The sequence below is a fragment of the Ramlibacter sp. GS1-15 genome, from assembly GCF_057785015.1.
The window spans coordinates 2,471,973-2,498,696 of the sequence record NZ_JBYNTU010000001.1 but is presented as its reverse complement, the minus strand read 5'-3'; the positions used below and the strand labels follow the sequence as shown (position 1 = coordinate 2,498,696).

Genomic DNA, 26,724 nt, shown 5'->3' with positions numbered 1-26,724 from the left:
TAGGAACCGTTAGGAGTGAGCAAGATGTATCAGGATAAAGAGAACGGCGCGTGGGATGCGCTCGCCCTGCTGGGCAGGCTATTGATCGCATATTTCTTCGTGCCGTCCGGCTGGGGCAAGCTGATGGGCTTCTCGGGTGTGACGGGCTACATCGCCAGCAAGGGCGTTCCGCTGCCCGAAGTGTGCGCGGCGATCGCCATCGCGGCGGAGCTGGGCCTGGGCCTGCTGGTGCTGGTCGGGTGGAACGCACGTTGGGCCGCGCTGGGCATGGCCATCTTCGTTGCCGTGATCACCCCGATCTTCCACAATTACTGGGCGGTGCCCGAAGCCCAGGTGTACATGCAGAAGCTGAACTTCAACAAGAACCTCGCCATCACGGGCGGTCTGCTGGCTTTCGCCGCCTTCGGAGCGGGCCGCTTCAGCCTCGATGCGCGCCGGGCTGCGAGCGGAAGGCGCGTCCAGCCTGCATGACGGTGGAGCTCGCGCTCACCGGTCACGAGAAGGATCTCGGCGGGGGCTTCATCGTGCGCCGCCTCCTTCCGGCGATGGCCCGGCGTAACGTCGGGCCATTCATTTTTTTCGACCACTTCGGCCCGGTGACCGAAACGCCGGGCACGGCCCACGACGTCAGGCCGCATCCGCACATCGGGCTCGCGACGGTCACCTACCTGTTCCAAGGGGCGATGGTGCATCGCGACAGCATCGGCAGCGTGCAGCAGATCGAACCCGGGGCGATCAACTGGATGTCGTCCGGCCGCGGCATCGTGCATTCGGAGCGCAAGCCGCACCCGCTGCGCGAGCAGTCCTATCCGGTGCATGGGCTGCAGTTGTGGACGGCCTTGCCGCTCGCGCATGAAGAGGACGAGCCTTCGTTCACGCACACCCCGGCCGATGCCATTCCGCAACTCGCACTCGGTCCTGCGCAGGTGCGCGTGCTGGTCGGCTCGGCTTTCGGCGCGACTTCTCCCGTGCACACCTTGTGGCAGACGCTGTACCTCGACGTGATGCTCGAACCCGGCGCGTCGATCGAGATGCCCGCGCTCGCGCCGGAGATGGCGATCTACCCGGTGCAGGGGGACGTCGTCATCGACGCCGCGACGCTTCCCGCGCGCACCATGGCCGTCCTGCGGCCGGGCGAATCGACGACCGTGTACGCGCAGCGCGCGGCACGCTTCGTCGTGATCGGCGGCGAGCCGCTCGACGGGCATCGTCACATGTGGTGGAACTTCGTCTCCAGCCGCAAGGATCGGATCATCCAGGCCAGCGAGGACTGGCAGGCGATGCGCATGGGCCGCGTGCCGGGCGACGACGAGTTCATCCCGCTGCCGCCGACGCGCTTCACACCTCCCGAGCCGCGCTCCTGAGCTGCGCGTCGAGCGCGACGCGCTCGTCGAAGACGAAGCATTCGCCGCGGAAGTGCGCGCCGCCGGTCTGCTCGAAATAGTTGAGGATGCCGCCTTCCAGTTGCCACACGTTCGGCAACCCCGCGCCCTGCATGTACAGCGCCGCCTTCTCGCAGCGGATGCCGCCGGTGCAGAAGCTGATCACCGTCTTGCCTTCGAGCTCGTGCCGGCGCGCATCGAGCGCGGCCGGGAACTCGCTGAACTTCTTCAGGCGCCAGTCGATCGCGCCCTCGAACGTGCCGTGGTCCACTTCGAAGCCGTTGCGCGTGTCGAGCGTGACGACGGGCCGCCCGGCATCATCGTGGCCCTGGGCGAGCCAGCGGGCGGCGGTGCGCGCATCGACCGTCGGGGCGCGTTCATCCCCGGGCCGGATGGCGGGCCGGTCCATGCGGATGATTTCGCGCTTGACCTTCACGAGCAGCCTGCGGAACGGCTGCGCCTCGGACCAGCTTTCCCTGGGCTCGAGAGCCGCAAATCGGCTGTCCGTCCGCAGAACCCCGAGAAACTCGCGCACCGCAGTTTCCGCGCCGGCAAGGAACAGATTGATGCCCTCCGTGGCCAGCAGGATGGTGCCGCGCAAGCCGAGGGCCCGCGCCTGCGCCAGCAGTGCGTCCCGCAAGGCGGCGGGATCGTCGATCGCGACGAATCGATAGGCGGAAACGTTGAGGACGGAATTCACGAGTCAGGGATTCTAGGTTTCCTACAATGGCCCCATGTTCGTCCACCTGCGCCTGCACACGGAATTTTCGATCGTCGACGGCACGAACCGCATCGACGACATCGTGGAGGCCGCGGCACGAGACCACCAGCCGGCGCTCGCGGTCACGGACCTCAACAACCTCTTCGGCGCGATCAAGTTCTACAAGGCGGCCCGCTCGGCCGGCGTGAAGCCGGTCATCGGCTGCGAAATCCTGCTGCAAGGCCTGGCCAAGGACCCGGGGGCCCTGTCGCGCATCGTCGTGCTGGTGCAGAACCGCCAGGGTTACCTGAACCTGTGCGAGCTGCTCGCCCGCGCATGGACGAAGAACGTCGTCAAGGCGCAGGGCGTGTGCAGGCTCGAATGGCTGCGTGAACTGGGCGAAGGGCTGATCGTGCTCTCGGGCGCGCAGGCCGGGCCCGTGGGGCAGGCGTTGGTGCAGGGGGACGAACAGCGCGCGAGCGACGCGGCCCTGGCGCTCGCGGCGATCTTCCCGCACCGTTTCTACGTCGAGCTGCAGCGCGCCGGCCGCAACGACGACGAGGTGCATGTCGCCGCGGCGGTGCAGCTGGCGGCGCGGCTCAAGCTGCCGGTGGTCGCAACGCACCCGGTGCAGTTCACGCAGGAAGACGACTACGAGGCCCACGAGGCACGCGTGTGCATCTCCGAGGGCGAGATCCTCGCGAACCCGCGGCGCGTGCGCAAATTCACGCGCGAGCAGTGGTTCAAGCCGCAGGCGAAGATGGAGGAGCTGTTCGCCGACGTGCCCTCGGCGGTGTCGAACACGCTGGAGATCGCCAAGCGCTGCAACCTCGTGCTCGAGCTCGGCAAGCCGCAGCTGCCGGCGTTCCCGACGCCGGGCGGCATGCCGATCGAGGAGTACTTCCGGCTCGCCTCGCACGAAGGCCTGAAGGAGCGCCTCGAGCATCTCTATCCGGACCCGGTCGCGCGCGGGAAGCAGACCCCGCGTTACGTGCAACGGCTCGAGTTCGAGATCGAGACCATCCTGAAGATGAAGTTCCCGGGGTACTTCCTCATCGTGGGCGACTTCATCAACTGGGCGAAGAACAACGGCTGTCCGGTGGGACCGGGCCGCGGATCGGGCGCCGGCTCGCTGGTGGCGTACGCGCTCAAGATCACCGACCTCGACCCGCTCGAATACGAGCTGCTGTTCGAACGTTTCCTGAACCCCGAGCGCGTGTCGATGCCGGACTTCGACATCGACTTCTGCCAGGCGAACCGCGACCGCGTGATCGATTACGTCAAGGAGAAGTACGGCAAGGACGCGGTGAGCCAGATCGCGACCTTCGGCACGATGGCCGCGCGCGCCGCGATCCGCGACGTCGGCCGCGTGCTCGACATGAGCTACACCTTCTGCGACGGGATCAGCAAACTGATCCCGAACAAGCCGGGCCAGCACATCACGATCGCCGACGCGATCAAGCAGGAGCCGCTGCTGGCCGAGCGCCTGGAGAAGGAAGACGAGGTCAAGACGCTGATCGGCCTGGCGCAGAAGCTCGAGGGGCTCACGCGCAACGTCGGCATGCACGCGGGCGGCGTGCTGATCGCGCCGGGCAAGCTCACCGACTTCACGCCGCTGTACCAGCAGCCGGGCAGCGAATCGGCGGTGAGCCAGTACGACAAGGACGACGTCGAAGCGGCGGGCCTGGTGAAGTTCGACTTCCTGGGCCTGGCGACGCTCACGATCCTGGAGATCGCCAAGGACTTCATCCGCGAACGCCACCCCGACCAGAAGGACTTCGCGTTCGAGAACGTGCGACTGGATGATGCCGAGACATATCGGCTCTTCGCGGACGGCAAGACCGAGGCGGTGTTCCAGTTCGAATCGCGCGGGATGCAGGGCATGCTGCGCGATGCGAAGCCGACGCGGCTGGAAGACCTCGTCGCCCTGAACGCGATGTTCCGGCCCGGCCCCATGGAGAACATCCCGTCCTTCTGCGCGCGCAAGAACGGCCGTGAGGACGTGATCTACCCGCATCCGCTGCTCGAGCCCGTGCTGTCGGAAACCTACGGGATCATGGTCTACCAGGAGCAGGTGATGCAGGCCGCGCAGATCCTGGGCGGCTACTCGCTCGGCGGCGCCGACCTGTTGCGCCGCGCGATGGGCAAGAAGAAGGCGGAGGAGATGGCCCAGCACCGGGAGATCTTCCGCAAGGGCGCCGCCGGAAAGGGGATCGCCCAGGGCAAGGCCGACGAGATCTTCGACCTGATGGAGAAGTTCGCGGGCTACGGCTTCAACAAGTCGCACGCCGCCGCGTACTCGCTGCTCGCCTACCACACGGGTTGGCTCAAGGTCCACTACACGGCCGAGTTCTACTGCGCGAACATGACGGTGGAAATGGACGACACCGACAAGTTGAAGGTGTTGTTCGAGGACGCGCAGCATTTCGGCATCACCTTCGAGCCGCCTGACATCAACCGCGGCGTGTACCGCTTCGAGCCCGTGTCGGACAAGGTGATCCGCTACGGCCTGGGTGCCGTGAAGGGAACGGGCCAGCAGGCGATCGATGCGATCGTGGCGGCGCGGGAGGAAGGCGGCGCGTTCAAATCGCTCTACGACTTCTGCTGCCGCGTGGACCGCACGCGGATCAACAAGCGCACGGTGGAGGCCCTGATCAAGGCGGGTGCCTTCGATGCGTTGCAGCTCAATCGCGCGTCGCTGGTGGCCTCGATCGATCGCGCGTTCGATTTCGCGAACGCCGCCGAGGCGAATGCGAACCAGGGGGGCCTGTTCGACATGCCCGATTCGCACGCGGCCAGCACGCAGGAGCCGCCGCTGGTCGAAGCGATGCCCTGGGGCGTGAAGGAGCGCTTGACCTTCGAGAAGACGGCCGTGGGCTTCTACCTGTCGGGTCACCTCTTCGACGAGGTCGCGCTCGAAGTGCGCCGGTTCGTCAGGCGCCGCGTCGACGACCTGATCGACAGCCGCGAGCCGCAAGTGCTGGCCGGCATCGTCGGCGATTTCCGCGTGATCAACGGTCAGCGCGGCAAGCTCGCCATCTTCAAGCTCGACGACAAATCAGGCACGATCGAGGCGACGGCCGACGAGGCCGTGGTCAACGCCAATCGCAACCTGCTCAAGGACGATGAACTCGTCATCGTGCAGGGGCGCCTGCAACCCGATCGCTTCAACGGCGGCTACCGCCTCAACGTGCAGCAGGTGTGGGACCTCGCCACCGCGCGCTGCCGCTTCGGCAAGTTCCTGCGCGTGGCGGTCAATGGCCACGCGCCGGACGTGAAGCGCCTGCTGCGCGAGTTTCCGCCGGTGCGCGAACGCACCGAGCAGGGCGACCTGCTGCGCGGACTGCCGATTCGCCTGTCGCTCCGGCGCGACGGTGCCGAAGCGGAGATCCAGCTGGGCGACGAGGCGCGCTTCTTCCCGAGCGATGCGGCACTCGCGTCGTGGACCGCGCAGGCCGACCAGGGCGTCGCGCAGATCATCTACGACTAGGATGACCCGCCCGCGCCGCGCTTGACCGCTGTCAAGTTTTCGACAAATCGGTCCCCTGGCGCGGGTTGTCCCGAATGCCGCTGCGGCCTCGCGCTTGAGAAGCTGTGGCCGTCACGCAGGAAGTTCTGCGGTGGAGGGGACGATGTTGGAAATCAAGAAACTGCTCGGAACGGGCATTGTCACGCTCTGGTGTTGCGGCGCGAACGCGCAATCGTGTGCGGGCGGCCTGTTCCTCAATCCGCAGGTGGTTCGTGGCGAGCTCGCCGCGCAATCCGATGCGGCCGTGCGCGAACTGGTGGACTTCCTCAAGCCGAGCGGGCTGCCGGTGTCGCCGGTGACGAACGTGCGCGACGAGGAAGATGTCGCCCGCGAGCTCAAGCGGGCGCAGCCGCCCTGCTGGGTGTACGGCAACCCGGTGGTGGGCCTGGCCTCGGGTTACACGCCGGTCACCGTCAACACGGACCCGATCTCCGCCGCGGTGCTGGTGGTCGCGGACGAGGGCACGACCAAGGGCAAGCCGGTCGATCTGCGCACGCTGCCGCAGCCCGAGCAGGCGCGCGTGCTGGATCGCCTGAAGAAGAGCGAGTGTTTCGGCATCAAGGGCGGCGTGACGACGGCACTGGTCAAGGCCGAGAAACTGTGCGGCACCATGACCGAGCTGCCCCCGCAGCAAGGCCTGGGTCAGAGCTTCCTCGTCGTGAAGGCCGCGTTCTCATGGAAGCCGGAGCGCTGGGTCGGGCTGGTCACGCGCGAGAAGTCGGCGATGGCCGCGACCATGGACGGCAAGGTCAGCTCGGACCCGCGCATTGCGAATGCGCGGCTCGTCGTGGTGCCGATTCCGCGCACGAGCTGGGGCTATGGCCTGTACGTCAGCGACCGCGCGCCGGCCGATGCGGTCCGCAACGCCGTGCGGCAGTTCGGCACGTTGGCCGGGGCCCGCCGTTCGCTGCAGCAAGCCCTCGACATCGGCGACAAGCCGCAGTTTGCCGCACCGTCGGCGTCGGAAGTGCAGGCGATGCGCGCGGCGATCGCCGCGCATTGAGCACGCGGCTCAGCCCTTCAGCTTGAATTCGATGATGAGGGGCGTGTGCACGCGCCCGTCGACGTCGCGCGGCAGGATTTCCGTCCTGTCGAGCGCGCGCAGCACGGCGTCGTCCCAGGACTTCACGCCACTGGGCTTGGTGACGCGGCGCGAAACGATCGTGCCGTCGGGCGCCATGCGCACCTCGACTTCGGCGGCGGGATTGCCGGGCGCGTCGTCCATGAAGACGATGTTCGGCTTCACGCGCGCGCGGATGCGGCCGGCGTAGCTGTCGGAAGGGCCGGCGGACTTCGCTGCCGTTCCCTTCGAACCCGGTGCACCCGTACCGGCCGCGTCGGCCATCATCCGCGCCAGGTTCTCCTTGCGAATCTGCTCCAGCCTTTTCGCTTCGAGCTCCTTCTTCTGCTTGTCCTTCTTCGCGAGCTCTTCCTTCTGCTTCTTCTCCTCCGCGAGCTTCTGCTGCTCGTCGAGCTTCTTCTTCTGCGCTTCGAGCTGCTTGCGCTGCTGCTCTTCTTCCTCTTCGCGCCGCTTCTTCTCGCGCTCGACGGCGATGTCCGGCTCTTTCGCCACGGGTGGAGGAGGCGCCGGTGGCACGACCACGGGCGGCGCCTTCACTTCGGGCTGGGCCGGCGCGGGCGGCGGGGCGGCTTCCTGCGGGATGCTGGCCCACAGCTCGGCTTCGACCGCAGCATTCTGGTCGTCGCGCTGCCAGTTGATGCCCCAGGTGAGCGCGACCAGGAGCAGCAGGTGCGCGATGACCGCCAGCACGAAGCCGCGCACCGCGGCCGGTTCGCGCGGCGGTGCAAAGGCGAGGCTGTCGGCGCTGGCCTGCATGGCGCAGTTACTTCACGACCTGCACGGACAGGCCGACGCGCTGGACCCCGGCGCGTTGCAACTTGTCCATGACGTTGACCACGAGTTCGTACTTCACGCTCTTGTCGGCGGCGATGACGACGGCACTGCTGCCGGCGGGCTTGCCTTGCTGCGTCTGGAGCACCGTCTGCGCGAGGTCCGCGATCGGCACGCTCATCGTCTTCTCGTCCACCTTGACGTCGATGCCTTCGTCCTTGCGGATCAGCACCTGCACGACCTGTTCCGGCGGCTTGGCGCCCCGGCCCACCCGGGGCAGGTCGATCAGGCTGGGCGTGATCAGCGGCGCCGTGACCATGAAGATGATCAGCAGCACCAGCATGACGTCGATGAACGGGACCATGTTGATCTCGTTCATCGTGCGGCGGCCGCGGCCGCGTTGGGCGACGGCCGGCATGTCAGTGGCCGGACGCCGACTGGGCGCCCAGGTTGCGCTGCAGGATGTTCGAGAACTCCTCGATGAAGGTCTCGAGGCGGATGGCGACACGGTCGATGTCGCGCGCGAAGCGGTTGTACGCGACCACCGCGGGAATCGCGGCGAACAGGCCGATGGCGGTGGCGACCAGCGCTTCCGCAATGCCGGGGGCGACGGTGGCGAGCGTCACGGTCTGCAGGGCGCCCAGGCCGACGAAGGCGTGCATGATGCCCCACACCGTGCCGAACAGGCCCACGTAGGGCGACACCGAGCCGACCGACGCCAGGAAGGACAGGTGCGTTTCCACCGCATCGAGCTCGCGCTGGAAGCTCGCGCGCATGGCGCGGCGGGCACCGTCGAGCAAGGTGCCCGCATCGGCGATGCGGCGCTCGCGCAGCTTCTGGTATTCACGCATGCCGCTCGCGAAAATGCGCTCCATCGGGCCGGACATCTTGACGTGCTGCGCGGCGGAGGCGTACAGGTCGTTCAGGCTGGTGCCGGACCAGAACTCGCGCTCGAAATCCTCGTTGAGCGAGTTCACGCGCTTGAGCGAGAAGAGCTTGCGGAAAATGGCGGCCCAGCTCGCGATGGAGACGCCCAGCAGCAGCAGCATGACGAGCTTGACCATCCAGCTCGCGTTGATCACCAGTTGCAGGATCGAGAGATCGTTGTTCATTGTCGGGATGCTTTCAGGGCTTCGAGGATGCCCGGCGGGATTCTGGCAGGCTGCAAGGTGGCGGCCGAGACCCAGCCGATCCGTATCGTCCCTTCGCACAGCAACTCGCCGGTGGCGGGCCGCAGCGCCTGCTGGGCAATTATCAAAGAGGCCCGCCCCGATTCCTTGATCTCGGCCGTAACAAGAAGTTCGTCGTCGAGCCGTGCCGGCCTGAGATAGCGTACCAACGTTTCACCCACGACGAACATGCCGCCGGCGCGCTCGCGCAGGTCCTGCTGGCCGATGCCCAGCGAGCGCAGCCACTCGGTGCGGGCCCGCTCGAAGAATTTCAGGTAATTGGCGTAGAAGACGATGCCGCCCGCGTCCGTGTCCTCCCAGTACACGCGCACGGGCCAGGTGAAGGCGCCGCCGCTCAAGCGAGCATGTCCCCCAGCCGTTGCGCGGCTTCCTGCAGGTGCTCCATCGAGCTGGCGGTGGAGAAGCGGATGAAGTGGGGCGCCTGCGCGACCCCGAAGTCGCGGCCCGGCGTGACTGCCACGTGGGCGCGCTTCATGATCTCGAAGGTGAGGTCCCAGCTGTCCTTCACACCCAGCCGCTGGCAGATGTCCGAGCAGTCGGCCCAGGCGTAGAACGCGCCATCCGGCACGACCGGCACCTTGAAGCCGACTTTCTCCAGCGCCGGGATGAAGAAGTCGCGGCGGCGCTTGAACTCGGCGCGTCGCCGCTCGTATTCCGCGATGCTCCCGGGCTCGAAGCAAGCCAGCGCCGCATGCTGCGCGATGGCGCTGGGGCAGATGTACAGGTTCTGCGTGAGCTTCTCGATCGCCAGCACCACGTCCTCGGGCGCGACGACCCAGCCGAGGCGCCAGCCCGTCATGTTGAAGTATTTCGAGAAGCTGTTGATGCTGATGATCTCGTCGCTGATCGACAGGGCGGTGTGCCCGAAAGTCTCTTCGTACGAGAGGCCCAGGTAGATTTCATCGAGCAGCGTGATGCCGCCCTTGCCGCTGACGAATTCGTGGATGCGGCGCAGCTCCTGAGGGTGGATCGACGTGCCCGTGGGATTCGACGGCGAGGCCAGCAGCACGCCGCGCGACCTGTCGTTCCAGTGCTCGGCGATCTTGGCGGCCGAGAGCTGGAAGCGCTCGCCGGGCGTCGAGGGAATGCGCACCGGCTCGCCGCCGGCCACGGTGACGAAGTGGCAGTTGCACGGGTAGCTCGGGTCCGGCATCAGGATCTCTTCGCCCGGCTCGATCAGCGCGAGGCAGGCAAGCTGCAGCGCCGCGGAGGCGCCCGCCGTCACGACGATGCGCCGGGCAGGCACGTCGACGCCGAAGCGCTCGTGGTACCAGCCGCTGATGCGGTCGCGCAGGCTGTCCAGGCCCACGGCATGCGTGTACTGCGTCCTGCCGGCATCGATCGCGCGCCGCGCGGCTTCCTGCACGAGCGGCGGCGCGGTGAAATCCGGCTCGCCGATGTTCAGGAAGATCATCGGCCTGTCGGTGTGCGCCACTTCGCGCGCAAGCTGCGAGGCGGCCTTCGCCACCTCCATCACGTAGAAGGGCTCGATCTTCTCGATCAGCTTCGCAACCCTCATCTCGCCTTCCCGGAGGCCCGGTCGGCCTCCACTTCCGTGGCCCGCAATTTCGGCGCGAGCCCGTTGAGCACGGCATTGACGTACTTGTGGCCGTCCGTGCCGCCGAACTCCTTGGCGAGTTCGATGCATTCGTTGAGCACCACGCGCCAGGGCACGTCCGACGCATGCATGAACTCCCACGTGCCGATCCACATGACCGCGTGCTCGATGGGCGAGATTTCGTCCAGCTTGCGATCGAGCAGGGGGGCGATCAGCGCGTCCAGGTCCCCGGCTTCGTCCACGCAGCCGTGCAGCAGGGCATCGTAATGGACCGAATCGGCCTTGTGGAAGCCCGCCAGGTCGCGCGTGAACGCGTCGATGGACGCGGCATCGTTGCGGCCGACGAGGTACTGGTAGAGGGCCTGCAAAGCGAACTCGCGTGCGCGGCTGCGCGCGGGCTTGGCCGAGGCCTTGCGCGCGCCGGTGCTGGTCGTGCCGGGTTTCTTCGCGGTGGCCATCAAAGATCGTCCAGCAGGTTGCACATTTCCACAACGACACGCGCCGCGTCGCGGCCCTTGTCGACCTGGCGCGCAACCGCCTGTTCCTCATTCTCGGTCGTGATGATCGCGTTCGCGATCGGGACCTGGTAGTCGAGCGACACGCGCGTCACACCCGCCGCCGATTCGTTCGCCACCAGCTCGAAATGGTAGGTCTCGCCGCGGATCACGCAGCCGATCGCCACCAGCGCGTCGTAGCCGCCCTTCTCCGCGAGCGCCTGCAGCGCGACCGGGATCTCCAGCGCGCCGGGCACGTTCACGTGGTCGATGTTGCCTTCGGGCACCCCCAGGGCGAGCAGTTCCTCGCGGCAGGCCTGGAACAGCGTGTTGGTGACGCTCTCGTTCCAGCGGGCCTGCACGATACCGATGAAGAGGCCCTTGCCGTCAAGCCGGCCGGCGTTGCCTTTTTCTGCGCCAAACATGTTCTTTTTTCTATGAAGTGTGGGGCGGGGAAATGTGTGGAGGGATGTAGCCCGCGATCTCCAGGCCGTAACCCGCCATGCTGGGCATGCGCCGGGGCTTGCCCATCAGGTTCATGCGATGCACGCCGCATTCGCGCAGGATCTGCGCGCCGACGCCGTAGGTGCGCAGGTCCATGCGTCCGCGCTCGGGCGCCTGCGCCGCGCGGGCCGTGCCTTCGAACTGCGCGAGAAGCTGCTGCGCGTCCTCGCCGCAATTGAGCAGCACGGCCACGCCGCGGCCCTCTGCGGCGATGTGTTTCAGGCTCGCATCGAGGCTCCACGAGTGCATCGGGCGACCGACCTCGAGCGCGTCGAAGATCGACAGCGGCTCGTGCACCCGCACCGGCACCACGTCGGCCGGAGTCCACTCGCCCTTGACGAGTGCGAGGTGCAGGCCATCGCTCGGCTTGTCCTTCCACGCGTGCGCCGTGAAGTCGCCCCAGATCGTGCGCAGCGGGCGCGAGCCGATCTTGTGCACCAGCGACTCGTGGCGGCTGCGGTACTCGATCAGCGAGGCGATGGTGCCGATCTTCAGGCCGTGCTCCGCGGCGAAGGCCTGCAGGTCGGGCAGCCGCGCCATCGTGCCGTCGTCCTTCATGATCTCGCAGATCACGGCCGCGGGCGTCAGGCCCGCCATGCCGGCGAGGTCGCAGCCCGCCTCGGTGTGGCCGGCGCGCATCAGCACGCCGCCGTCCACCGCCTGCAGCGGGAAGATATGGCCGGGCTGCACGAGGTCCTCGGGCCTGGCGTCCTTCGCGACGGCCGCTTGCACCGTGCGCGCGCGGTCGGCGGCGGAGATGCCGGTGGTCACGCCTTCGGCCGCTTCGATGCTCACGGTGAACGCCGTCCCCATCTTCGTGCCGTTGCGCGCCACCATGGGCGGCAGGCGCAGGCGCTCGCAGCGCTCGCGTGTGAGCGTCAGGCAGATGAGGCCCCGCCCGAAGCGCGCCATGAAGTTGATCGCCTCGGGCGTCACGTGCTCGGCGGCCAGGACCAGGTCGCCTTCGTTCTCGCGGTCCTCTTCGTCGACCAGGATCACCATGCGGCCCGCGCGCAGGTCGGCGACGATCTCCTCGACGGAAGAAATCGGTTGCGTCATTCGAAAACCTCCGCACTTCGTGCTGCGGTGCCATGAGCCTTCGGAACGGCCGTGCGGCTCATGCTTTCACTCCCGAGAGCATGCGCTCGACGTAGCGCGCGATGAGGTCGATCTCGAGGTTGACGCGGCTGCCCGCCTTCAAGTCGCCGAGGGCGGTGTTCTGCACGGTGTGGGGGATCAGGTTGATGCTGGCCTCGGTGCCGCCTTCCAGGTCCCTCACGCTGTTGACGGTGAGGCTCACGCCGTTGACCGTGATCGAACCCTTGTACGCGAGGTACTTGCCCAGGGCGCGCGGGGCGAGGACGCGAAGCTCGTAACTCTCGCCGACCGGTGCGAAGTGCGTGACCGTGCCGATACCGTCCACGTGGCCCGCCACGATGTGGCCGCCCAGGCGGTCATGGGCGCGCAAGGCCTTTTCCAGGTTGACGGGGCCCGCCTGCGCGAGGCCGGCGGTCTTGTCCAGCGATTCGGCCGAGATGTCGATCGTGAATTCGCCGCGCTCGGCGGCGAAGCTGGTCACCGTCATGCAGGCGCCGTTGAGGGAAATGCTGTCGCCCAGCTGGACGTCGTCGAGGTAGCCGGCGGGCGCCTGCACCGTCAGGCGCTTGCCATGCTGCGAAGAGCTGCCGAGGTCGTGGACGGCGGCGATGCGCCCCACGCCGGTGATGATTCCGGTGAACATCCCGCTATTTTCGCAGGGATCGCGCCACGACACGCAGGTCCGGCCCGACCCGCTCGATCGACGTCATTTCCAGCGGCAGGGCCTGCGCCAGTTCGGCGATCGGGCCGAAATTGGCCATGTCGCGCCCGCGGCCGATCAACTTCGGCGCCAGGTAGACCAGCAGTTCGTCCACCAGCCCTTCGCGCAGCAGCGAGCCATTGAGCTTGTGCCCGGCCTCGACGTGCAGCTCGTTCATCTCCCGCCGGGCCAGGTCGCGCAGCATCGCGGCGAGATCGACCTTGCCGCCGGGGCCGGGCATTTCGATGACGGTGGCACCGCGCGCTTCGAGGGCGGCGCGCCGACCCGCGTCCCGCACTGCCGTGTAGATCAGCAGCGGCCGTCCTTCGACGAACATGCGTGCGCCGGGGGGCGTCTCGAGCCGGCTGTCGACGACGACCGCCATGGGCTGGCGCGGCGTGGACACGAGGCGCACGTCCAGCCGCGGATCGTCTTCCAGCACCGTGCCGATGCCGGTGAGCACGGCGCCGGCACGTGCGCGCCAGGCGTGGCCGTCGGTGCGTGCCGCCTCCGACGTGATCCACTGGCTGGCGCCGTTCTCGAGCGCCGTCTTCCCGTCGAGCGAGGCAGCGACCTTCATCCGGACCCACGGCGTCCCGCGCTGCATGCGGCTGAAGAAGCCGATGTTCAATTCGCGCGAAGCCTCGGCGCCCGGGCCGACTTCCACGGCGACGCCCGCGGCGCGAAGGCGCTCGAAGCCTTCGCCGGCCACCAGCGGATTCGGGTCGGTGAGCGAGGCCACCACCTTGCCGATGCCCGCGGCGACCAGGGCATCGCAGCAGGGCGGGGTGCGGCCATGGTGGGCGCAGGGTTCGAGCGTCACATAGGCTGTGGCACCGCGCACGTCCAGGCCGCGCGAAGCCGCATCCCGCAAGGCCATGATCTCCGCGTGCGCTTCGCCGGCGCGCTGCGTGTGGCCCGAGCCGAGCACCCGGGCGCCGTCGGCGGACACGATCACGCAGCCCACGCGCGGATTGGGCTCCGACAAGCCCACCGCACGGGAGGCGAGCTCCAGGGCTTGCAGGATGGGACTGGCGTCGGGCATGCGCTGATTGTGCGTCATGGCGCACGGGCGCTACACCGCCGCGACCATTCAGCGGCGAATCCCGACCGGTCGTCGGCGGCAGGGCGGCTCCCGGCCGGCCCGCGGCTATGTTCCAGTCCGGATAGTGCCAGCCGGGCACGAGGAGAACACATGGACAAGACGAGGCAGGGCGGCTTCACACTGGTGGAGCTGATGATCACGGTGGCCATCATCGGCATCCTGGCGGCAGTGGCGTATCCGAGCTACACGGAGCACATCAAGCGCGGCAAGCGCAGTGCGGCCGAGAGTTTCATGGTCACGCTGGCGAACAAGGAGGAGCAGCAGATGCTGAACACGCGCTGCTACTTCGGCTACCCCACCGACGCGACCTGCACGCCGCCTTCGATCACGGTGCCGAGCGACGTGTCGGGCAACTACACGATCACCATCACGGCTTCCATGTCGACCACGCCGGTCGCCTATACGATTACCGCGGCGCCGACCAGCACGATGAACGACGCGAAGTGCGGAACGCTGACGTACACGAACGCCGGCGTCAAGAATGCTACGGGCAGCAGCGGGGTCGGCGGGTGCTGGAAGTGATGGCTGCGAACCGCCTTCCCCGCAAGGCCGGCGCCCCCCCGGGAGCGCAGGGCGGTTTCACCCTGGTCGAATTGCTCACCACCCTGGTGATCCTCGGGATCATGATGGGCCTGGCAGTGCCGTCCTTTCGCAACTTCGTCAACGGCCAGCGGGTGAAGTCGGCCTCGACCGAGCTCATGACGGCCGTCCTGATCGCGCGCAGCGAGGCCGTGAAGCGCAATTCGGGCAGCGTGACGGTCGCGCCGACCTCCGGCGGCGACTGGACCACGGGCTGGACCGTCACCGCGGGCGGTGCCCCGGTGCACAAGCAGGAGGCCCTGCAATCCATGGCAGTGACAACTTACAGCGACTCGGGCTGCGGCACGGCGGCGCCCGTATCCAGCATTGCCTTCGGCAATACCGGCCGGCCCGCCAACAGCAGCTGCTTCAAGCTGACGTCGAGTTCGACCGACGTTGCCCGGTGCGTCAAGGTCGACGCGAGCGGGATTCCATCCTCGGGGAGTTGTCCGTGAAGAAGCAATCGCTGCAGCAAGGCGCGACGCTGATCGAAGTCCTGGTGTCGCTGGTGATCCTCATGGTCGGCCTGCTGGGATTGGTCGGCGTCATGATCCAGAGCCAGCGCGCGCAACTGGAGTCCTACCAGCGCGTGCAGGCGCTGATGCTGGTGCAGGACATGGCGGCGCGAATGAGTGCGAACAAGGCCGTGGCGACCTGCTATGTGCTCGCCGGCGTCATCGGCAACGGCAACACCACGGTGCCGACCACGTGCACGGTCGCCACGGCGACGGCTTCGCAAAAGGACCGGGTGGTCCGGGACCTCACCGAATGGCGCGACCTGCTGCTGGGCGCCTCCGAAACGGCGGCCGGCAGCACCAACTCGATCGGCGGCGTTCTCGGCGCGCGCGGCTGTATCACCCAGAACGGCAACCTTTACCAAGTGAGCATCGCGTGGCAGGGTTCGGCGGCGACGTCGGCCCCCCCCGTCGCTTGCGGGCAAGGGCAGTTCGGAACGGACGACGGCTTGCGCCGGGCGGCCAGCGTGACGGTCGAACTCAGCTGAGCGAGCCATGAACTACAGCAAATTTTCCATCGGGCAGGCTGCACGCCAGCGCGGCTTGACGCTGATCGAGTTCATGGTGGCGATCGTGCTCGGCATGATCCTGGTTGCCGCGATCGCGACGCTGATCGCGAACCAGAGCACCAACCGCGCCGATATCGACCGCTCCGGCAAGATGATCGAGAACGGGCGCTACGCCCTGCAGGCCATCGCACAGGATGCGGAGATGGCCGGTTATTGGGGGTCGATGCCGAAGACCCCGGACCCGCCCGCCGCGCTGCCCGATCCCTGCGCAACGACCGTTTCTGCGCTGCAGGACGCCATGGGCCTGCACGTGCAGGGCTACGACAACGCGGCCACGGTGCCTACCTGTCTGAGCAACGTGAAGGCGGGCACCGACATCCTCGTGGTTCGGCGCGCGGACCCGGACACGAGCGGTGTCGAAACGGGCGGGCTGGTGGACTGGGCCAAACTGAACGCTGGCCAGATCTACCTGCAGACGGGGGTCAATACCGCGACCGATGGTTTCGGGTTCGTTCTGGCCCTCGCGACCGGAAATGCAACGACCGACTCGACGACCTTCAACTTGACAAGGCGTGGGACCACGAATGCCGCAAGCCCGCGCAAATACGTGGTCCACATCTATTACATCGCCACATGCGACGTCTGTTCGGGTGCAGGCACCGACACGGTCCCTTCGCTCAAGCGCGTGGATCTCCAGCTCGCGGCCGGTGCGATGGGCATGGCCGCACCGGTCACGATCGCGCAAGGGATCGAGGACATGCAGATCGACTACGGCCTGGACAACGACCCGGCAGGGGGCGACGGCGCGCCCGACGGTGCATTCGACAGCGGCACCACGTTCAGCGTCGCCAACTGGGGCGACGTGATGGCCTTGAAGGTCAACCTGCTGGCGCGCAGCACCGAGGCGACGCCAGGGTATGCCGACACCAAAGCCTACGTCGTGGGCGACAAGAACGTGGCGGCTGCCAATGACGGCTACCGCCGCCACGTGTTCGTGCAATCGGTGCGCATCGTCAATCCCAGCAGCAGGAGGGCCGGCTGATGGCACGGCGCGCACAGTCGGGCATCACCCTGGTGGTGAGCCTCATCATGCTGATCGTTCTGACCTTGCTCGTGGTCTCGGCCATCCGCTTCAGCAACATCAATCTGCGGATCGCCGGCAATGCCCAGACCCAGGCGGAAGTGGAAGCCGCGACCCAGGTGGCCATCGACAAGACGGTGGAGTTGATCCAGGCCTATCCGAACGTGAGTGCCGTGCCGGCCCAGCCGGGCATGCAGATCACGACAGGCGGGGCGACCTACAAGGTCGACGTCTCCCAGCCGGTCTGCAACCTGAGCACCAACGTCGTCACCACCCAACTGGACCCGACCAAAGCGGCCGACCGTGCCTGCTTCAGCGGGGGCAATACCGATCCTGTGTTCGGGCCCGATGGCAAGCCGATTCCGCAGCCGAGCGATTGCAAGGACCAGAGCTGGGAGATCAACGCCGCGGTGGAAAACGCCACGGCGCAAGGCGCCAACCTGACCATCACCCAAGGCGTGTCGCTGCGCGTGGGTTCCCAAGTCACATGTGCCACGCCCGCTGGCCCGACACCCAGTCCCTAGGAAGGGCCCTCGCGGGCCTGGAGCCGAAATGAAGAAACTGCAACACCTCGTCCTGCTGTTCGCGTTCGTCCTGATGGGCTATTCCTCCGGGCTCCACGCGGAGGACACAGACCTGTACGTGGCGGACGCGGCGAACCGGGGCACGCCCAACGTGCTCATCGTCATCGACAACGGCGCTAACTTCAGCGCGAGCGCCAGCGTCGGATGCACCGGCTACCTGGACGGTTCGGGCGCGCCGTCCGCCGGCACCAGCAACGCGGCGGGCGTGATTCAGTGCGCACTGGTGAACACGATCCAGTCGCTGCAGGACAGTGCCGTGAACATCGGCATCATGGTGAGCAATGCGAACAGCTTCGCGGAGACGCAGGCCACCACCAATCCTTCGTTGGGCGGCTATCACGAGCTCTGCGCCGGCGGCGGCCTCGGAGGGTGCCTGCTGCGCCCGCTCAGGTTGATGGATGCCCAATCGGGGAACAAAGCGAGCCTGATCAACTTCATCAAGGGCTGGAAGATTACGGGGCAGAGCGACGCGAACGGTTTCAACGTCAAGGTGAACAGTTCGTACCAGGCGGAGACCATGCAGGAGGCCTGGGCGTACTTCAGCGGCAAGACGGGCATGTCCGGCAAGACCTATTCGCCCTCGGTTCTGTTGAACGGCTGCCAGAGCAACGTCATCGTCTACATCAGCAACACCCAGAAGAATCCGAATTCGAGTGAATCCAACGATGCGAAGGCGGCGCTGGCGGCGCCCCAGGTCGGGGCGACCGCCGACCAGCTCGCGGGCATCACCGGCGTCATCAATTTCACGCCGCCGATCTGTGGCGGCTCGGGGACCAGCAGCATTTACACGCTGCAGACCGACAACAACTGGGCGGACGAATGGGCGCGCCTGATGAATCAGATCAATGCCGGCGCGAGGAATGTCCTCACGTACACGATCGGCATCGAGTCTTCGACCAGCCAGTGCTCGGCGGACACCTTCGGCATGATGGCGTCGATGGCGAACGTGGGCGGCGGCGAGTTTTTCCGCGTGTCGAGCGTGAGTGACCTGAGCAGCGCATTGGCCAAGATCCTGAACCAGACCCAGGCCGCCAACAGCGTGTTCTCGTCCGCGAGCCTTCCGGTTTCCGTGAACGCGGATGGCAGCTACCTGAACCAGATCTATCTGGGCATGTTCCGGCCAGACTCGTCAGCGGGGCCGCGCTGGTTCGGCAATCTCAAACAGTACCACCTGGTCAAGAACAGCGCGGGCGCGCTCGTCCAGGGCGACGCCAACAACCAACCGGCGATCAACCCGACGACTGGCTTCATTTCACCAACGTCCCTGAGCTTCTGGACGTCGAAGAACACAAGCTCGGTGCCCGATTCGATGGGCGGCTTCTGGAAGAATGCGCCGGCCTCGCAAGGAACGCTCAAGAGCCCCTACGACTATGTCGACGGTGAAGTGGTGGAAAAGGGCGGCGTGAGCCAGCAGGTGCGGCTGGAGAGCATCACCGCGAATTTCTCGGCGACCGCGCAGACCTCGACCAACCCGCGCCGCATGTATGTCTACTGCCCGGACGGAAGCGCCACCTGCCCGAAGGACCTCACCGCTGCGACGAACCAGTTCTCGACGTCCAACAGCGCCATCCCATCCAGCGCATTCGGCAGCGACTCCATCGTGCCCATCAATTCCATCATCCGTTCGGGCACGACCGCGCTGGTGAGCACCAGCGGCAACCATGGCTTCAAGTCCGGCACCGTGGTGACGATCAGCGGCGCCGCCCAGCCCGAATACAACGTCACGCAGACGCTGACGTCGTCGACCGTCAACAGTTCGACGACGTTCACCCTGACAGGCCTGCCCGACTATCCGGCTTCGCCATCCCAGGGCACTTACACCATCGGGCCGCCCGTCAGTGGAACAACGGTCAACATCGTGTCGATGTCGCGCGCGACGCACACCACGGGCGGCTACAACACCGAGTCGGTCACCGTGAATACCGACGTGGCCGGCGGCTTCACCACCACGTCGAACGTCACGATCACGGGCGCGTCGCCTTCCGTCTACAACTATTCGGGCATGCCGACGTCGGTATCCGGCACGGCACTGACGTTCGATGTCGCTGTCACGCCCGCGACGCCGGCGGCCAACGCCTACGTGATGCAGCTGGCGCCCACCACGTATCCGGCCCGGTCCGTGACCCTGACCAACCCTGTCGCGGGCGAGATCGACGGCGACACGTCCCCGGTGGCCCACGGCTTGCACGCCGGCCAGAAGGTGGTCATCACCGGTGCGAACACCAACAGCAAATACGCGGGAACGTACACGATCGCGAGCGTGACCTCGAACACTTTCAAGATCACGACTGCAGGCACCAGCGTTAAGAACCAGTCGAGCGAATCGGGCACGGTGAGGCCGGACACTACGGCTCAGGGCATTGTCACGTTGACGCGCGATGCGAGCACCGACGTGGCCTACGCGACGGCGACCGGCCTGCCCGCCAGCTGGTTCGGCGCCGCGGCGAACGATACGGCCGTGATCAACGTCTCGAAGACCTCGGGCTCGGCGACCAACGAGTCAGCCTACGTGGCCAGTGGCGTGACGGCTACCTGCGCGAACGCCGGCTGCACGACATTGACTTATCCCATCACCGTGTCGCCCAGCTCCACGGTCACGCTCAATTCGGCCAAGGTCGGCCCGCAAAGCGTCACTACTGCGGTACTGCCTGCTGGACGAATCCAGCGTAGTGGCACGACCGTCACGGTTTACGGGCCGTTCGTGGACAGCAACGGACTGCCGGTGACCTTTACCAACGGACAGATCCTGGCGATCGCTGCCTCCGGCACGGCGCGGGCTTCCGAAGACGGGTACCTCGGCACCTGGAGCATCAGCTGCAGTTCGACTTGCCCCTCGACAAGCGCAACCGCGCTGTCGTCGTCGTCGTCGTTCACGCTGACGCGTACGGACGGCAGCACGGTCACACTGACACCGGCGACGCCGGCCACGGGCGTCGGCATGACTGCCTACGCCGCCGGCACGCCGCCCGACCGCGACACGCTGATCCGCTGGATCCGCGGCGAAGACAACTTCGGCGGCGAGAAAGGCCCGGGAAGCCCGGTCACCGTGCGACCGTCGGTCCATGGCGACGTGCTGCATTCCCGGCCGGTCGTGATCAACTATGGCGGCAGTCTGGGCATCGTCGTGTTCTACGGCTCGAACGACGGCGTGTACCGCGCCGTCAACGGCAACCAGACCACGGGCAACATCAACGGCGTGCCGCCGGGCGGGGAACTGTGGGGTCTGGTACTGCCCGAGCATTTCACGCAGTACAACCGTCTGCGGCAGGACTCGCCGGAACTGAAATTCCCCACCACCACTCTGGTCAGTGCCCGGCCGAAGGATTACTTCGTGGACGGCCAGACTGCGGCGTACCAGCTGACCAATGCCGACGGCACGATCAACAAGGCCTACCTGTTCATCACGATGCGGCGTGGCGGGCGCTTCATGTATGCGCTCGACGTGACCAACCCGCTCGTGCCGACGGTGATGTGGAAGATCAGCAGTGCGGATGCGGGCTTCGGCGAGCTCGGTCAGACCTGGTCGCGCCCGCGGGTCACGCTGGTCCAGGGGGGCACCCAGACGACGCCTCCGAGCCCCGTGCTGATCTTCGGCGCAGGCTATGACCCGGCAGAAGACAGCCAGGCTCCCAGAACCGACACCATGGGCCGGGGCATCTACGTTGTGGATGCGCTGACAGGGGCGCTGATCTGGAGCGCGAGTTCCAGCTGCGGCACGTCGACCGCGACCTGCCTCAATGTGCCGGGCATGCAGTGGGCGGTGCCTTCGGACATGGCTTTCGTCGATCGCGACGGCAACGGTTTCACGGACAAGGTCTACTTCGGCGACATGGGTGGGAACCTGTGGCGCGCGGACGTCGCGGCCGCCTCCACGAGCAGCTGGACGGTGACCAAGATCGGCGCGCTGGGCTGCGACGAGGGGACACCGTCGACGTCGACCCATCTGTGCGTGAACGGCACGGCCCCGCGCAAGTTCTTCTTCCCGCCGGCGGTGCTGGCCGTGAAGGCCGCCGGGGCGACCGGCTCGTTCGACGCGATCTCGATCCCGTCGGGCGACCGGGAGCACCCGCTGAAGGAGGATACCAATCCGGCCTCGGCATACTTCGTGACCAACCGCTTCTTCATGGTCAACGACCTGGGCACGCAGGTCATCACCGACCCGGCGACGCAGACCGGTGCGTTGCCGACCCAGAACGTGACACAGGCCAGCCTCTTCAACGCGACCAGCGCGCCGTACGACGCGACCGCCTCCGCCCAGAAGCCCACGGGGTTCTACATCACGTTTGCCACCAGCGAGAAAGGCGTGAATGCACCTCTGGCCACCAGTGGGCAGGTGTTCTTCGCGACCAATCAACCCACGACCGTCGATGCAAGCTGCAGCGCCAACCTGGGCCTGGCCAAAGCCTATGCCGTGAGCCCGTTCCTCGGTACGGCGACGAGCAACCTCATCATCGGCGGGGGCCTGCCGCCGAGCCCGGTGGCCGGCCTGATCAACATCACGACCACGAACCCCACCACGGGTGTCAGCACGACGTCCCAGGAGAAGTTCTGCATCGGTTGTGCGGCGCAGTGCACGACGTGCTCGGCGCTGGAGAACAGCCCGCCGCCCAACATCATCTCGAAGAACGTCAAGCGTACCTACTGGTACAAGAAATAGCGCGAAGCGGCGATCGCAAAGCCGGTGGTCTCCTGGACTACCGGCTTTTGTCTTTGGTGCGAGGTATTTCGCAGGAAAGCGGGTAGTACTTCCCGCCTGGGGCGGCGAGCCGGAACCTATCGTTCCGGCCATGAACACACCCGTCGCTCCCCGCCCCACCCGCGGCTTCACCCTCGTCGAACTCGTCACGGTGCTGGCGGTTGCCGCGATACTCGCGGGCATCGCGCTACCGGCGTTCACCGGCCTCATCCGGTCGACCCGGCTCACGTCCGCCACCAACGACCTGTTCGCCAGCATCCTTCTCGCGCGCAGCGAGGCCGCACGACGCAACAGCCGGGTGACCTTGTGCAAATCCGCCGACGGCAACCGGTGCGCGGCATCGGGCGGCTGGGAGCAGGGCTGGATCATCTTCCACGACACGAACCACAACGGCGCGCGCGACCTCGGCGAGGAGATGCTGCTGCGCGCCCAGGCCATGTCGGACGACCTGCACCTGTCGGGCAACCTCAACGTCGCCAAGTACGTCTCGTACACACCGACCGGCGAGGCCAGGCTGGCCGGCGGAGCTTTCCAGGCCGGGACCATCACCCTGTGCAATCCGTCGCTGCAGCGCGAAGAGGCGCGCCAGATCGTCATCAGTTCCGCGGGCCGCCCGCGCGTGCAGAAGGCGCAGGTGGAGCAATGCGTTTGACCGGTGAGCCCCACAAACGGACCAGCCCGTTTCCTACAGTTGCGCTGGATCCCGGCCCCAAGAATGGTCCTGTCCAAACCAGACAGGGAGTTCCCATGTTCAAGACCACCATGCTTGCCAGTGCGCTCATCGCGGCCGGTGCGCTGGGCCTTTCCGGCTGCGACGTCAAGAAAACGCAGGAGGGGAAATACGAGGTGACCCCGCCCGACGTCAAGGTCGGCAAGACCCAGAAGGAAGTCTCGGTGCCCAAGACCGTCGAGACCGAGAAGAAGACCATCGAAGTGCCGAAGGTCGACGTGAAGACGGCGAAGGAAAAGGAACAGGAGCAGCAGCAAAAGCAGATGGGCGCGTCCGGCACGACGAGCAAGTGATGCTCCCCAAGCGCGATGCCTGGCGTTTGTCAAGTACACAACCGCGATGGCATGCTTACCGTTGCCCGTTTCGCGGGCACGCCAGCGCAGGCCGCATGAATGCTGCGTCCGGCGCGGACGCCCGCCACAAACCAACAGGGTTATCCACAGCGGCGGTGGATATCGCGCCCCGCCGTGATCTCCTCAACCTGGACGACGCAGGTCCAGCGTGAACGGAAATTCCCTGCTTGCCGCGACATCGACGGTGGCCTGCGCGACGCGGATCGCGCCGGGTGTGTGGCCCATGCGGAAGAAGCGCGCGAGGCGCCGGCTTTCGGCTTCGTAGGAATTCACCGGGAAGGTCGAATAGTTGCGGCCTCCCGGATGCGCGACGTGGTATTGGCAGCCGCCGAGCGAGCGCTTCATCCAGGTGTCGACGATGTCGAACACGAGCGGCGCATGCACGCCGATCGTGGGATGCAGCGCGGCAGGAGGGGCCCAGGCCTTGTAGCGGACGCCGGCGGCGAATTCGCCGGCCGTGCCCGTCGGCTGCAGCGGCAGCGGGCGGCCGTTCGCGGTGATGACATGGCGGCTGTCGTTGAGGCCGGTCACGCGTACTTCGATGCGCTCGAGCGAGGAGTCGACGTAACGCACCGTGCCGCCGATCGCGCCTTCCTCGCCCATCACGTGCCAGGGCTCGAGTGCGTTGCGTAGTTCGAGTTCGATGCCGCCCGATTGCACGCTGCCCAACAGCGGGAAACGGAACTCGAAGTGCGGTGCGAACCATTCGTCGCGGAAGGCGTAGCCGGCCTCGCGCAGTTCGGCGAGCACGTCCTTCATGTCCATCCAGAGGAAGGTCGGCAGCAGGAACCGGTCGTGCAGCACGGTGCCCCAGCGCGTGACCGGCGCGCGGCGGGGCTGGCGCCAGAAGCGCGCGACCAGGGCGCGCAACAGCAACTGCTGCACCACGCTCATGCGCGCATGCGGCGGCATTTCGAACGCGCGCAGTTCCAGCAGGCCGAGGCGCCCGGTCGCGCTGTCGGGCGAATAGAGCTTGTCGATGCAGAACTCGCTGCGGTGCGTGTTGCCGGTCACGTCCACGAGGATGTTGCGCAAGGTGCGGTCCACCAGCCAGGGCGGCATCGCCTCCCCGTGGATCGCGCGGCTGCGTTCGATCTCGGCCAGCGCGATCTCGAGCTCGTAGAGCTGGTCGTTGCGGGCTTCGTCCAGGCGCGGTGCCTGGCTGGTCGGGCCGATGAACAGCCCCGAGAACAGATACGAGAGCGCCGGGTGGTTGTGCCAGAAGAGCAGCAGGCTCGCGAGCAGCTCGGGCTTGCGCAGGAAGGGCGAATCGGCCGGCGTCGCGCCGCCGAGCACGAAGTGGTTGCCGCCGCCCGTGCCGGTGTGGCGGCCGTCGGTCATGAACTTCTCGGCCGAGAGGCGCGATTGCCATGCCGCGTCGTACAGGAACTCGGTGTGTTGCACCAGCTCCTTCCAGTCCTGCGCCGGATGGATGTTCACTTCGATCACGCCGGGATCGGGCGTGACCTGCAGCAGCTTCAGGCGCGGATCGCGCGGCGGCGGATACCCCTCGAGGACGATCTTCACCTGCAGCTCGCGCGCCGTGTTCTCGACGGCCGTGAGCAGCTGCAGGTAATCCTCCAGGCGTGCAAGCGGCGGCATGAAGACATAGAGCGCGCCGCTTTGGCCGCCGTGCTCGCGCTCGGCCTTCGGGCCGTTGGCGCGCTGCGGGTCCCGAGCTTCGACGCACAGGGCGGTGCGTGTGACATCGCGGGCGGATTCGAAGCGGGACGGCAAACGATGTTCGGCAGTTTCAGCCTCGCGCCCGCGCGGTTGAAACGCCACGTTCACCGGCAACGGCTCGCGCGGCGCAAACGGGTCCTGCGCGAACAGGTGCGGGTACTCCGCCTGTGACACCCACGGCAGCGAATCCAGCGGCAGGCGATAGCCCATCGGCGAATCGCCCGGCACGAGGTACATGCGCTCGTCGCGGAAGAACCAGGGCCCGGTCGTCCAGGTCACGCCGGCGAGCGCGGGCGACTCGGCACTGGCCTCCAGCGGCAACGCATAACCCACGACCGCACCGAGCTTCTGTTCGAACACGCGGCGCAGCCGGGCCCGTTCGAGCTCGTCGTCCAGGCGCGCGTCGAGCGGATCGACGTTGACCGGCAGGCGTCGCTCGCGCCACAGGTAATAGAAGACGTCCTCGTAGCCCGGCTGGATGTATTTCCCGGTGATGCCGATCTTTCCCGCCAGCGTGCGGATGAAGCGGCCGGCGTCCTCGCTCGTGTAGTGATGGGTCTCGCGTTCGTCCGCGAAGAGCGACGCGTCGCGCCAGCACGGCTGGCCGTCGGCGCGCCAGTAGATCGACAGCGCCCAGCGCGGCAACTGCTCGCCCGGGTACCACTTGCCTTGCCCGAAATGCAGGAAGCCGCCGTTACCGTATTCGGCGCGCAGGCGCTGCACCAGGTCGGTCGCGCAGAGGCGCTTGGTCGGGCCGAGCGCGTCGGTATTCCATTCGGCCGCATCGCGATCGTCGACGGCGACGAAAGTGGGCTCGCCGCCCATGGTCAGGCGCACGTCGCCGGCCACGAGGTCGCGATCCACGGCGTCGCCGAGCGCGAGGACCTCGGCCCACTGTTCTTCGGTGTAGGGCTTGGTGACGCGCGGTGATTCGTAGATGCGCGTGACCTGCATGCGATGCGCGAACTCGACCTTCGCCTCGTCGACGAGGCCTTCGATCGGCGCGGCGCCCGAGGGCTGCGGCGTGCAGGCGAGCGGAATGTGGCCTTCGCCGGCGAGCAGGCCCGAGGTGGGGTCGAGCCCGATCCAGCCGGCGCCCGGCAAATACACCTCGCACCACGCGTGCAGGTCGGTGAAATCCACCGACGTGCCGCTCGGGCCGTCGAGGGCCTTCACGTCGGGCGTGAGCTGGATCAGATAGCCGGAGACGAAGCGCGCGGCCAGCCCGCAATGCCGCAGCAGTTGCACGAGCAGCCAGCCCGAATCTCGGCACGAGCCGCTGGCCAGTGCCAGCGTGTCCTCCGGCGCCTGCACCCCGGGCTCCATGCGGATCAGGTACTTGATGTCGCGCTGGAGCATCCGGTTGACGTCCACCAGGAAATCGATCGTGGCGCGCTCGGTTCGATCGATCTTGCGCAGGTAGTCCTGCAGCAGCGGCGTCACGGGATCGGTGGCGAGATACGGCGCGAGCTCCTGCGCGACCAGCGGCTCGTACTTGAAGGGGAATTTCTCGGCGCCCGGCTCGAGGAAAAAATCGAAGGGGTTGTAGACCGCCATCTCGACGACGAGGTCCACCGTTACCTTGAACTCGGTCGTCTTCTCCGGGAAGACCAGGCGCGCCTGGTAGTTGGCGAACGGGTCCTGCTGCCAGTTGACGAAGTGCTTCGCCGGCTCGACCCTCAGCGAATAGGAGATCACGTTGCCGCGCGTGTGCGGTGCCGGCCGCAGCCGCACCACCTGCGGGCCCAGCTGCACCGGCCGGTCGTACTTGTAGTGGGTGACGTGGCTCAGTGCGGCATGGATCGACATGAGGCCCATGCTAGCAAGAGTGGGGCCCGCCGGCGCGTCATGCGCATGAATTCGCTGCGTGTCCGCCGTTCGC

Annotated in this window: 24 protein-coding genes; 12 read left to right on the top strand and 12 right to left on the bottom strand. The window is 66.9% G+C overall.

The window, feature by feature from the left end:
• Window positions 1-24 precede the first annotated feature (24 nt).
• The gene (locus tag AC3EF3_RS12515) at window positions 25-471 is read left to right on the top strand and encodes a DoxX family protein (protein WP_488532480.1); all 447 of its coding nucleotides are present in this window, start codon (window positions 25-27) and stop codon (window positions 469-471) included.
• Window positions 468-1,364, top strand: a complete 897-nt coding sequence (locus tag AC3EF3_RS12510; protein WP_488532479.1) for a pirin family protein — start codon at window positions 468-470, stop codon at window positions 1,362-1,364. The genes AC3EF3_RS12515 and AC3EF3_RS12510 overlap by 4 nt, the downstream gene beginning before the upstream one ends.
• On the opposite strand, the gene AC3EF3_RS12505 is transcribed toward AC3EF3_RS12510, so the two are convergent.
• A complete protein-coding gene (locus AC3EF3_RS12505) occupies window positions 1,339-2,082 on the bottom strand; it encodes a sulfurtransferase (RefSeq protein WP_488532478.1) in 744 nt (247 codons plus the stop codon). The two genes, AC3EF3_RS12510 and AC3EF3_RS12505, sit on opposite strands and share 26 nt — an antisense overlap.
• A 34-nt stretch (window positions 2,083-2,116) precedes the next feature.
• On the opposite strand from AC3EF3_RS12505, the gene dnaE reads away from it, so the two are divergent.
• Both dnaE and AC3EF3_RS12495 read left to right on the top strand, forming a co-directional pair.
• The gene (dnaE, locus tag AC3EF3_RS12500) at window positions 2,117-5,572 is read left to right on the top strand and encodes a DNA polymerase III subunit alpha (RefSeq protein ID WP_488532477.1); all 3,456 of its coding nucleotides are present in this window, start codon (window positions 2,117-2,119) and stop codon (window positions 5,570-5,572) included.
• Window positions 5,573-5,714: 142 nt separating this feature from the next.
• Window positions 5,715-6,614, top strand: a complete 900-nt coding sequence (locus AC3EF3_RS12495) for a hypothetical protein (RefSeq protein WP_488532476.1) — start codon at window positions 5,715-5,717, stop codon at window positions 6,612-6,614.
• Between the two features lie 9 nt (window positions 6,615-6,623).
• Here the strand turns inward: AC3EF3_RS12495 and tolA are convergent, their stop codons facing one another.
• From tolA to ribD, 10 genes are read right to left on the bottom strand one after another with little or no spacing between them, the layout of a single operon-like run.
• The gene (tolA, locus tag AC3EF3_RS12490) at window positions 6,624-7,448 is read right to left on the bottom strand and encodes a cell envelope integrity protein TolA (RefSeq protein ID WP_488532475.1); all 825 of its coding nucleotides are present in this window, start codon (window positions 7,446-7,448) and stop codon (window positions 6,624-6,626) included.
• Window positions 7,449-7,455: 7 nt separating this feature from the next.
• Window positions 7,456-7,881 (bottom strand): biopolymer transporter ExbD, encoded by a 426-nt coding sequence (locus AC3EF3_RS12485; RefSeq protein WP_488532474.1) that lies wholly within the window; start codon window positions 7,879-7,881, stop codon window positions 7,456-7,458.
• Window position 7,882: 1 nt separating this feature from the next.
• Window positions 7,883-8,575 carry a protein TolQ gene (tolQ, locus tag AC3EF3_RS12480; RefSeq protein WP_488532473.1) on the bottom strand — a complete coding sequence of 231 codons (693 nt, stop codon included), beginning with the start codon at window positions 8,573-8,575 and terminating at the stop codon, window positions 7,883-7,885.
• On the bottom strand, window positions 8,572-8,991 hold the full coding sequence (ybgC, locus tag AC3EF3_RS12475; protein ID WP_488532472.1) for a tol-pal system-associated acyl-CoA thioesterase: 420 nt from the start codon (window positions 8,989-8,991) through the stop codon (window positions 8,572-8,574). The genes tolQ and ybgC overlap by 4 nt, the downstream gene beginning before the upstream one ends.
• Entirely contained in the window at window positions 8,988-10,172 is a 1,185-nt protein-coding gene (locus AC3EF3_RS12470; RefSeq protein WP_488532471.1) for a pyridoxal phosphate-dependent aminotransferase, read from the bottom strand. Before AC3EF3_RS12470 ends, ybgC begins: the two co-directional genes overlap by 4 nt.
• Window positions 10,169-10,669: a transcription antitermination factor NusB gene (gene nusB, locus AC3EF3_RS12465; RefSeq protein WP_488532470.1), complete on the bottom strand. Its 501-nt coding sequence runs from the start codon at window positions 10,667-10,669 to the stop codon at window positions 10,169-10,171. The genes AC3EF3_RS12470 and nusB overlap by 4 nt, the downstream gene beginning before the upstream one ends.
• Window positions 10,669-11,130 (bottom strand): 6,7-dimethyl-8-ribityllumazine synthase, encoded by a 462-nt coding sequence (ribH, locus tag AC3EF3_RS12460; protein WP_488532469.1) that lies wholly within the window; start codon window positions 11,128-11,130, stop codon window positions 10,669-10,671. Before ribH ends, nusB begins: the two co-directional genes overlap by 1 nt.
• Before the next feature lie 10 nt (window positions 11,131-11,140).
• Window positions 11,141-12,268 (bottom strand): bifunctional 3,4-dihydroxy-2-butanone-4-phosphate synthase/GTP cyclohydrolase II, encoded by a 1,128-nt coding sequence (ribBA, locus tag AC3EF3_RS12455; protein ID WP_488532468.1) that lies wholly within the window; start codon window positions 12,266-12,268, stop codon window positions 11,141-11,143.
• Between the two features lie 58 nt (window positions 12,269-12,326).
• Window positions 12,327-12,950, bottom strand: a complete 624-nt coding sequence (locus tag AC3EF3_RS12450; protein WP_488532467.1) for a riboflavin synthase — start codon at window positions 12,948-12,950, stop codon at window positions 12,327-12,329.
• A gap of 4 nt (window positions 12,951-12,954) precedes the next feature.
• Window positions 12,955-14,052, bottom strand: a complete 1,098-nt coding sequence (ribD, locus tag AC3EF3_RS12445) for a bifunctional diaminohydroxyphosphoribosylaminopyrimidine deaminase/5-amino-6-(5-phosphoribosylamino)uracil reductase RibD (protein ID WP_488532466.1) — start codon at window positions 14,050-14,052, stop codon at window positions 12,955-12,957.
• Between the two features lie 150 nt (window positions 14,053-14,202).
• Here ribD and AC3EF3_RS12440 point away from each other — a divergent pair, with 150 nt between their 5' ends.
• The 8 genes from AC3EF3_RS12440 to AC3EF3_RS12405 all read left to right on the top strand — a co-directional run bounded on the left by AC3EF3_RS12440 (window position 14,203) and on the right by AC3EF3_RS12405 (window position 23,099).
• Window positions 14,203-14,634 (top strand): type IV pilin protein, encoded by a 432-nt coding sequence (locus tag AC3EF3_RS12440; protein WP_488532465.1) that lies wholly within the window; start codon window positions 14,203-14,205, stop codon window positions 14,632-14,634.
• Window positions 14,634-15,146: a GspH/FimT family pseudopilin gene (locus AC3EF3_RS12435; protein WP_488532464.1), complete on the top strand. Its 513-nt coding sequence runs from the start codon at window positions 14,634-14,636 to the stop codon at window positions 15,144-15,146. The genes AC3EF3_RS12440 and AC3EF3_RS12435 overlap by 1 nt, the downstream gene beginning before the upstream one ends.
• A complete protein-coding gene (gene pilV, locus AC3EF3_RS12430) occupies window positions 15,143-15,694 on the top strand; it encodes a type IV pilus modification protein PilV (protein WP_488532463.1) in 552 nt (183 codons plus the stop codon). The genes AC3EF3_RS12435 and pilV overlap by 4 nt, the downstream gene beginning before the upstream one ends.
• 7 nt (window positions 15,695-15,701) lie before the next feature.
• Window positions 15,702-16,757, top strand: a complete 1,056-nt coding sequence (locus AC3EF3_RS12425; protein ID WP_488532462.1) for a PilW family protein — start codon at window positions 15,702-15,704, stop codon at window positions 16,755-16,757.
• A complete protein-coding gene (locus AC3EF3_RS12420; RefSeq protein WP_488532461.1) occupies window positions 16,757-17,320 on the top strand; it encodes a pilus assembly PilX family protein in 564 nt (187 codons plus the stop codon). The genes AC3EF3_RS12425 and AC3EF3_RS12420 overlap by 1 nt, the downstream gene beginning before the upstream one ends.
• A 28-nt stretch (window positions 17,321-17,348) precedes the next feature.
• On the top strand, window positions 17,349-22,037 hold the full coding sequence (locus tag AC3EF3_RS12415; protein ID WP_488532460.1) for a PilC/PilY family type IV pilus protein: 4,689 nt from the start codon (window positions 17,349-17,351) through the stop codon (window positions 22,035-22,037).
• Window positions 22,038-22,167: 130 nt separating this feature from the next.
• Window positions 22,168-22,728 (top strand): GspH/FimT family pseudopilin, encoded by a 561-nt coding sequence (locus AC3EF3_RS12410; protein ID WP_488532459.1) that lies wholly within the window; start codon window positions 22,168-22,170, stop codon window positions 22,726-22,728.
• A gap of 95 nt (window positions 22,729-22,823) precedes the next feature.
• A complete protein-coding gene (locus tag AC3EF3_RS12405) occupies window positions 22,824-23,099 on the top strand; it encodes a hypothetical protein (RefSeq protein WP_488532458.1) in 276 nt (91 codons plus the stop codon).
• A gap of 183 nt (window positions 23,100-23,282) precedes the next feature.
• Here AC3EF3_RS12405 and AC3EF3_RS12400 read toward each other — a convergent pair whose 3' ends face one another.
• On the bottom strand, window positions 23,283-26,651 hold the full coding sequence (locus AC3EF3_RS12400) for a transglutaminase family protein (RefSeq protein WP_488532457.1): 3,369 nt from the start codon (window positions 26,649-26,651) through the stop codon (window positions 23,283-23,285).
• Between the last annotated feature and the right edge of the window lie 73 nt (window positions 26,652-26,724).

Excerpts from the sequence above, each read along its gene's own strand:
- AC3EF3_RS12515 (WP_488532480.1), top strand. The coding sequence starts at position 25 with ATGTATCAGGATAAAGAGAACGGCGCGTGGGATGCGCTCGCCCTGCTG.
- AC3EF3_RS12510 (WP_488532479.1), top strand. The coding sequence starts at position 468 with ATGACGGTGGAGCTCGCGCTCACCGGTCACGAGAAGGATCTCGGCGGG.
- dnaE (WP_488532477.1), top strand. The coding sequence starts at position 2,117 with ATGTTCGTCCACCTGCGCCTGCACACGGAATTTTCGATCGTCGACGGC.
- AC3EF3_RS12495 (WP_488532476.1), top strand. The coding sequence starts at position 5,715 with ATGTTGGAAATCAAGAAACTGCTCGGAACGGGCATTGTCACGCTCTGG.
- tolA (WP_488532475.1), bottom strand. The coding sequence starts at position 7,448 with ATGCAGGCCAGCGCCGACAGCCTCGCCTTTGCACCGCCGCGCGAACCG.
- AC3EF3_RS12485 (WP_488532474.1), bottom strand. The coding sequence starts at position 7,881 with ATGCCGGCCGTCGCCCAACGCGGCCGCGGCCGCCGCACGATGAACGAG.
- tolQ (WP_488532473.1), bottom strand. The coding sequence starts at position 8,575 with ATGAACAACGATCTCTCGATCCTGCAACTGGTGATCAACGCGAGCTGG.
- AC3EF3_RS12470 (WP_488532471.1), bottom strand. The coding sequence starts at position 10,172 with ATGAGGGTTGCGAAGCTGATCGAGAAGATCGAGCCCTTCTACGTGATG.
- nusB (WP_488532470.1), bottom strand. The coding sequence starts at position 10,669 with ATGGCCACCGCGAAGAAACCCGGCACGACCAGCACCGGCGCGCGCAAG.
- ribH (WP_488532469.1), bottom strand. The coding sequence starts at position 11,130 with ATGTTTGGCGCAGAAAAAGGCAACGCCGGCCGGCTTGACGGCAAGGGC.
- ribBA (WP_488532468.1), bottom strand. The coding sequence starts at position 12,268 with ATGACGCAACCGATTTCTTCCGTCGAGGAGATCGTCGCCGACCTGCGC.
- AC3EF3_RS12450 (WP_488532467.1), bottom strand. The coding sequence starts at position 12,950 with ATGTTCACCGGAATCATCACCGGCGTGGGGCGCATCGCCGCCGTCCAC.
- ribD (WP_488532466.1), bottom strand. The coding sequence starts at position 14,052 with ATGCCCGACGCCAGTCCCATCCTGCAAGCCCTGGAGCTCGCCTCCCGT.
- AC3EF3_RS12440 (WP_488532465.1), top strand. The coding sequence starts at position 14,203 with ATGGACAAGACGAGGCAGGGCGGCTTCACACTGGTGGAGCTGATGATC.
- AC3EF3_RS12435 (WP_488532464.1), top strand. The coding sequence starts at position 14,634 with ATGGCTGCGAACCGCCTTCCCCGCAAGGCCGGCGCCCCCCCGGGAGCG.
- AC3EF3_RS12425 (WP_488532462.1), top strand. The coding sequence starts at position 15,702 with ATGAACTACAGCAAATTTTCCATCGGGCAGGCTGCACGCCAGCGCGGC.
- AC3EF3_RS12420 (WP_488532461.1), top strand. The coding sequence starts at position 16,757 with ATGGCACGGCGCGCACAGTCGGGCATCACCCTGGTGGTGAGCCTCATC.
- AC3EF3_RS12415 (WP_488532460.1), top strand. The coding sequence starts at position 17,349 with ATGAAGAAACTGCAACACCTCGTCCTGCTGTTCGCGTTCGTCCTGATG.
- AC3EF3_RS12410 (WP_488532459.1), top strand. The coding sequence starts at position 22,168 with ATGAACACACCCGTCGCTCCCCGCCCCACCCGCGGCTTCACCCTCGTC.
- AC3EF3_RS12405 (WP_488532458.1), top strand. The coding sequence starts at position 22,824 with ATGTTCAAGACCACCATGCTTGCCAGTGCGCTCATCGCGGCCGGTGCG.
- AC3EF3_RS12400 (WP_488532457.1), bottom strand. The coding sequence starts at position 26,651 with ATGTCGATCCATGCCGCACTGAGCCACGTCACCCACTACAAGTACGAC.